Genomic DNA, 7,047 nt, shown 5'->3' with positions numbered 1-7,047 from the left:
CGATCCGCTCACAAAACTGCGCCCACTTCAACCACCCGGCACCGCTTCGTTCTGCGTCGCTGCGTCTGCAGCAGAGAAACGAGATTATGGCGATCAGACCGAACCCCGTCAACCCCCTTTTCACAAAATTTTCACGAAACCGAGAACTACCCGGACGAGGTCGACCAGGAAGGCGAAAGTGTCCTATCACTTGTTCGCGCCAAGTTAGTTAGTGATCCGATTTACTTCGAAAAAACATCACGCCGCCCTAACGACTCCAGCAGCGCCCACACAGCTTCCAAAGACCAGCGATTCCTGCACCTCATCCTCGCCCGACATCGAGCGAGGAAAAAATCAGAAAGAAAATTGCATGGATGGAAGCCGCACCGCCAGCCCCCCAACCTAAAGTTTTCTCGACCACCGCCGTCAACCAAGATATCCCTTCACTTAACTTACCGCCGACCATGGACAACCCCGTCGAGGAACACGTTGAGGAAACACCCGCCCCCGCCCCGTCGCAGTCCCCGGAGCTCACTCTGGAGGCCGTGCCGGTAGGCACGCCGCTCGCGTGGCCGATTGCCGATATCGACGGAACGCTGCTGTTTGCCGGCGGAACCATTCTGGCGACCGCCGACGAGCGCACCTTCCTGTTCACGCATTTCAAGCCGCAGCGCGGTGATCTGCTGAACCCCGCCGCGCCAGCGCCCGCCCGGCCTGATCACCAGACAGACTCAAACAGCGAACTGACGATCAAGGACATGCACCTTGAAATCGGCGCGCTGATCGGCATCCGTCCTCAGGTCGGCAGTGCTGCGCCCATGCTTCCGTGCCGGATTATCGGATTTGCGCCGAATCACGCGCTGTTCGTCACGCCGCCGCTTCATCAAGGCCGACCGCTTGCGCTGGGTCTCGGCGAAAACATCGAGATAGTCGCGATCGCCAGTCAGGCCGTGTTCCGCTTCGTCTGCACGGTCGAGTCGATCTGCCGCGCGCCGTTCGACTACGTCGTGCTGTCGAGGCCAGGTGCGATCCGCCGGCTTCGGGAGCGCAAGTCGATCCGCGTTCAGGCGCATCTGCCGGTACGTTTCGGCATCGGCGAGACGGGGGATTCTTATGAGGGGCTGGGGCTGGCAAAAGGAATTAGCGCGCTCGGCATGTCGTTGACCGCATCGTGGACGCTGGGTGCGGTCGGCGAGCGGCTGCGGGTTGCCTACCATCTGAAGTCGGCGGATCTCGATACCGCAATCGAAACCACCGCCGTGATCCGCAACGTGCAGAAAGGTAGCAACCCGGGCGACCCGACCAGCCACGGTCTGGAACTCGACCAGCTCGACGTCAACCAGCAGATGGCGATGAAGGTCTATGTATTCGACCGTCAGGACGACGTTCAGTACTGGTCGAACAGTCTGAGATAACAGCGAAAAAGCTCGGGCAACGAGCGGCGCACGCGGCATGTAACAGGTACGCCGCGCGCGCGCCGCTCAGCCGATCAGTTCTTCCGGCGTAAACCGCCGCGCCCCCCAGGCATCGGCGAGGGCTTCACAGCGGCCCAACCGTATCGCTCCCCGCTCGAAATCGACGAACACGACCACATCGGCATCCAGAGGACGCACTGGCTGGTCGTGCGTGCGGCCATCGGTCAGGATCCACAGCCAGCGCTGCTGCGCGGGTTTGACGCGGGCGCTGCGCTCCAGCAACTGCGCGGCCCGCAGGACGCCGGACGCGAGCGGCGTACCCCCGCCACCGCCCACAGGCCTCAACCAGCGCTCATTCCACCAGCGCGGCACTGCCGGGCCGAAGCGCACATCCGCGCCAGTGCGGCCAAAGCAGATCAGTGCCGCCTCGGCACGCGCAGCGCTCGCACGATCGAACAGCGCTATCAGCAGGCCTTTGGCGAGCGCGAGCCGCTGCCCGGCCAGCATCGACCCTGAACAATCGAGCACGAAACAGTGCAGCACTCCGCCACGCGGCACTTCACGCACGAAGCGCAGATGCGCGGCGCGCAGCGTGTCGCCGCGCATCGCGGCGAGCGTGGGCGGCCATGCGATGCGTTTGCCCGGCATGCCGCCCGAATGGCTCAAACGACTGCGCGAGCTTGCGCCGACCTTCTGCCGCCATCGAAAACCGCTGCGCGAGTCAGCGGCGGCGCCCTTCCGATGGCTCAGCGTTTTTTTGCGCTGAGCGGGATGACGCCTTTGACATAGGTCGTGTTAGCAGGTTCGGGCGGCAGGTAACCCCAGTCGCTATCGCGAGAAGCAGGGGCGGCCTGCGCCATATCGGGCGCAGACGATGAACTCGAAGGGGACGCAGAGGACGACTGCCCCGCGTTTGCATCTGCGTTTGCATCTGCGTGAGCGCCTGAATCCGCCCCCGACTCCGTCTGCCGCGCGTGGCGCCGATGAACCAGCACAGCCTCAGCAACGCGGTCGACATGCTCCGCCGTCACCTCGGCGGCCTGCTCCAGCGCCGCCAACGCACGCGCCGCGCGCAGCATCACCAGATCGGCGCGCAGCCCATCCACCGCTGCATCGATGCACAGCGCGCTGACGCGCGCGTGCACCGCGTCGTCGAAAGAAAGCTGCGGCAGCGCTTCACGCGCCGCGCGAATACGCTCGACAAATTCCGCCTGCTGCTGCGCATAACCCGCGCGAAACCCTTGCGGATCGAGATCGAACGCGAGCCGCGCCTTCACGATCGCCTGGCGCACCTGCGCGTCAAAACAGTTCTGCAACTCGACCATCAAGCCAAACCGGTCGATCAATTGCGGCCGCAACTCGCCCTCTTCGGGATTCATCGTGCCGATCAGCACGAAGCTCGCGTCGTGACTATGCGAGACGCCGTCGCGCTCCACCGTATTCACGCCGCTCGCCGCCGCGTCGAGCAACGCATCGACCAGCGCGTCGGGCAGCAGGTTGACTTCATCCACGTACAGCACGCCCTGGTGCGCTTTCGCGAGCAGCCCCGGCGCAAACCGCACCGAGCCGTCGCGCAACACGGTCTCGATGTCGAGCGTGCCGATCAGCCGGTCCTCGCTGGCACCGAGCGGCAGATTCACCAGTTGCCCTTGCGGCAGCAACTCGGCCAACGCGCGCGCAGCGGTGGATTTCGCCGTGCCGCGCGGACCGCTGACCAGCACGCCGCTTAAGCCAGGATCGATCGCGGCCAGCAGCAGCGCCTGCTGCAACGGCGCCTGGCCGATCAGCGCGGCAAACGGAAAAACGGGCCGCCGGACTGCGCCCTGCGTCGTGGCATTCATGATTGCATCCCTTCAATCTGCTGTTCGCTCGCGAGCAGATGCTGCTCGACCTGCGCGCGATAGTCGCCGGGTTCCTGCCAGAGCCCGCGCTGCATCGCTTCGAGCAGGCGCTCGCAGACCGAATGCAACGCGTGCGGATTGTGCCGCTGCAGGAACTCGCGGGTATCGGCGTCGTTCAGATACGCGTCGGTGACGAGCGCATATTGATGATCCGAAATCACCCGCGCGGTCGCGTCGTAACCATAGAGATAGTCGACGGTCGCCGCGATTTCCGCCGCGCCCTTGTAGCCATGACGCATCACGCCGTCGATCCACTTCGGATTGACCACCCGCGAACGCACCACCCGCGCGATCTCTTCGTGCAGCGTGCGCACGCGCGGCGCGGCCGGATTGCTGTGATCCGCGTGATACACGCTCGGCTGATTACCTGCAAGGTGCCGCACGGCCGCGACCATGCCGCCCTGGAACTGGTAGTAGTCGTTCGAGTCGAGCAGGTCGTGCTCGCGGTTATCCTGGTTCTGCAACACCACGTCCATCGATGCCAGCCGCGCGCCGAACGCGTGACGCGCTTCCTCGCCCGCGCGCTTCTGCGTGTACGCATAACCGCCCCATGCCTGATACGCGTTTGCGAGATCGGCGTCGGTCTGCCACTGCTGCGAGTCGATCATGTCCTGCAGACCCGCGCCATACGCGCCCGGCCGAGCGCTGAACACGCGCCAGCCGGCCCGCCTGCGCGCCTCGGCGGCGTCCATGCCGCGCGCGATCAGCGCATCGCGTTCGCGCAGCACGCGGGCGCGGATCGGGTTCAGGTCTTCGGGTTCGTCGAGTTCGGCGACCGCCTGCACGGCGGCATCGAACAGATGCATCACGTTCGCGAACGCATCGCGGAAAAAGCCCGACACACGCAACGTGACGTCGATACGCGGCCGGTCGAATGCTTCGATCGGCATGATTTCGAAATCGGTCACGCGATGGCTGCCGGGCGCCCATTTTGGCCGCACGCCCAACAGCGCGAGCGCCTGCGCGATGTCATCGCCGCCGGTTCGCATCGTGGCCGTGCCCCAGACCGAGAGTCCAATGGCACGCGGGTAATCGCCCTTTTCCTGCAGATGCCGCTCGATCAACTGTTGCGCGGATTTCAAGCCGAGCGACCACGCGGCTTGCGTGGGCACGGCGCGGGTGTCGACGGAATAGAAGTTGCGGCCGGTGGGCAGCACGTCGGGGCGTCCGCGCGACGGCGAACCACTCGGCCCCGGCGGCACGAAACGTCCTTCGAGACCGCGCTTCAGATGCGTCATTTCCTGCGGACCGCAGGCGTCCAGACGCGGCAAAACGTCATTGCGCAAGCGCCCGATCACCTGCGCGGCACGCGGCAAGCTTTCGAGCGAAGCGTCGGAAGCTAAAGGCTCGACTTCACCGCAAACACCGCGCAACAACTCTGCTGCGAGCAATTCCAGACGCTCTCGCGTATCGCCGCAATGACGCCACGGCGCATCGCTGACCTGCTGCAACACCTCGGGACGCGGCCCTTCCCAGGCCGCCGCCCAATCCACCGACAACGGATCGAACAGGTGATCCATCCGCAGATCGCAAGCAAGCGCGTCGATCAGTCCGGCCTTCGCGCCCTGTCCGTCACCAACCGGGAAACGCCCCAGCGCCAGCAGCGTATCGCGCCGCTGCACGCCGTCCGGCGATTGCCCGAACGTGTGCAGACCATCGCGAATCTGCGCTTCCTTCAACTCGCACAGCCACGCATCGACGCGCGTGAGCAACGCGTCTTCGTCGTCCTGTCCGCTCGGCGCGGCGAGACTCAGTTCCTCGTGCAGCTTATGTTCGACGATGGTCGCGAGAATCGTGCGCCGCAACAGCTTCGAGCGGCGCGGATCGACCATTAGCGCGTCGTAGTATTCGTCGACCTGCCGCTCCAGATCCTGCAGCGGCCCATAACTTTCAGCGCGCGTGAGCGGCGGCATCAGGTGATCGACGATGACCGCCTGCGCGCGCCGTTTGGCCTGGCTGCCCTCGCCCGGATCGTTGACGATGAACGGATACAGATGCGGCATCGGCCCGAGAATCAGGTCGGGCCAGCACGTATCGCTCAACGCGACGCTCTTGCCCGGCAGCCATTCGAGGTTGCCGTGCTTGCCGACATGCACGACCGCGTCGATCCCGAACTGATGACGCAGCCAGAAATAGAACGCCAGATAGGAATGCGGCGGCACGAGTTCGGCGTCGTGATAGCTCGCGTAATCGCCCTGTTCGCGCGAACGCGACGGCTGGATGCCGACAAACACATGCCCGCAACGCCAGCCCGCGATCATGAAGCGGCCGCGCCGCAGCGTCGGGTCCTGCTCGGGGGTACCCCAGCGCGCGTTCAACGCTTGCCGCGTCTCAGCGGGCAGCGCGTTGAAATGCGTCAGATAGTCGTCGAGCGCGAGGCTTTGCAACGCGGGACGCAGATCGCGGACCACCGGATCGTTGGTCACGCCTTCCGTCAGCTTCTTGAGCAGTGCGTCGCCGTTCGCGGGCAGATCGTCCGAACTGGCGAGACGGTAGCCCTCATCGCCCAGCATCGACAGGATGCCGACCACCGAAGCCGGCGTATCGAGTCCCACGCCATTGCCGATGCGCCCTTCGCTCATCGGATAATTGGCGAGGATCAGCGCGAGTTTCTTGTCCGCGTTATCGAGCGTACGCAGACGGCACCAGCGACGGCTCAACTCAGCGAGAAAGCTCACGCGTTCGAGATCCGGCTGATAGCGGACCACGTCGACCTGCGTATGCGGACACCGATAAGCAAGCCCCTTGAAGCTGATCGCGCGCGTGATGATGCGGCCGTCCACTTCGGGCAGCGCGATATGCATCGCGATATCGCGCGAATTGAGACCCTGGTTGTCCTTGACCCAGTCGTCGCGATTGCCGCCGCTCAGGATCACCTGGAACACCGGCGCATCGCCCGCGAGCGCGAGCGGCTCGGGGTCGTCGATCGCACTCGCCGCGAACGCGGTCGTATTCAATACGAGCGAAACGTCGTGCTGCGCGCATAACGACTGCACGACGTCGCGGCTCATCGCGTCTTTCAGCGACGTAATCGCGAGCGGCAGCGGATTCAGACCTTGCCCTTCGAGCGCGTCGATCAGCGCATCGAACACGGCCGTGTTGGCCGCCTGCAGATGCGCCTTGTAGAACAGAATCGCCGCGACCGGCGCATTCGGCTGCCAGCGCGCCTGCCAGTCGGCAACGGTCGGCGTGTCGTGCTCCGGGTGATACAACGCCGCCGCCGGCAGCGCGCGCGGCGGTGCAGGTTCGTGTCCCCAGCCAAAATTCCGGAAAGCGATACAACGCAAAAACGCCTCGGCATTTTGCGGACCGCCTTCCCGCAGATAACGCCACAACTGATGGCACAGATCGGCATCCGCCGTGCTGCGCGCGAGCAGATTTGGGTCTTCCTGCAAATCGCCGGAAAACATCGCGAGCGTTTGGCCGTTGCGCTCCGCGAGCGCGACCACCTGTTCGATGCCGTACGGCCAGTACGCCTCGCCGCCGAGATGGTCGACCACCACCACCCGCGCATGCTGCAACACGTCTTCGATATAAAAATCGACCGACGCCGGTTGCCGCAAATAGGTGACGTTCGCGAGCCGGATGCTCGGAAAGCCGTCACCCAAACGTGGAAACACGCTCGCCAGCAGCGACAGCGTGGTGTCGGCGGAACTGAGCACCACGATATCGGCGGGCTGCTGATCGATACGGATCACGCCCTGGGTATCGTCGACAAAACCGCCCGGCGTGGTGCGCAGCAGATGCATGAG

4 protein-coding genes are annotated in these 7,047 nt (G+C 64.7%); 1 reads left to right on the top strand and 3 read right to left on the bottom strand.

Annotation, left to right across the window (positions count from 1 at the left end):
• The first annotated feature begins 443 nt into the window (after positions 1-443).
• A complete protein-coding gene (locus ABH945_RS32515; RefSeq protein WP_429253392.1) occupies positions 444-1,394 on the top strand; it encodes a flagellar brake protein in 951 nt (316 codons plus the stop codon).
• A 66-nt stretch (positions 1,395-1,460) separates the two neighbouring features.
• Here the strand turns inward: ABH945_RS32515 and ABH945_RS32510 are convergent, their stop codons facing one another.
• The 3 genes from ABH945_RS32510 to cobN form a co-directional block, all read right to left on the bottom strand.
• Complete coding sequence (locus ABH945_RS32510; RefSeq protein WP_429253400.1) at positions 1,461-2,042, bottom strand: vWA domain-containing protein; 582 nt, start codon at positions 2,040-2,042, stop codon at positions 1,461-1,463.
• Between the two features lie 98 nt (positions 2,043-2,140).
• Positions 2,141-3,235 carry an ATP-binding protein gene (locus ABH945_RS32505; RefSeq protein WP_429253391.1) on the bottom strand — a complete coding sequence of 365 codons (1,095 nt, stop codon included), beginning with the start codon at positions 3,233-3,235 and terminating at the stop codon, positions 2,141-2,143.
• Positions 3,232-7,044, bottom strand: coding sequence for a cobaltochelatase subunit CobN (gene cobN / locus ABH945_RS32500; protein ID WP_429253390.1), 3,813 nt, complete (start codon positions 7,042-7,044; stop codon positions 3,232-3,234). The genes ABH945_RS32505 and cobN overlap by 4 nt, the downstream gene beginning before the upstream one ends.
• Positions 7,045-7,047 lie beyond the last annotated feature (3 nt).

Source organism: Paraburkholderia sp. GAS333 (assembly GCF_050435665.1).
GTDB classification, from domain to species: domain Bacteria; phylum Pseudomonadota; class Gammaproteobacteria; order Burkholderiales; family Burkholderiaceae; genus Paraburkholderia; species Paraburkholderia fungorum_A.
Note: the sequence above shows the minus strand (reverse complement) of the source record. Positions and strands in the feature narration are given on the sequence as shown.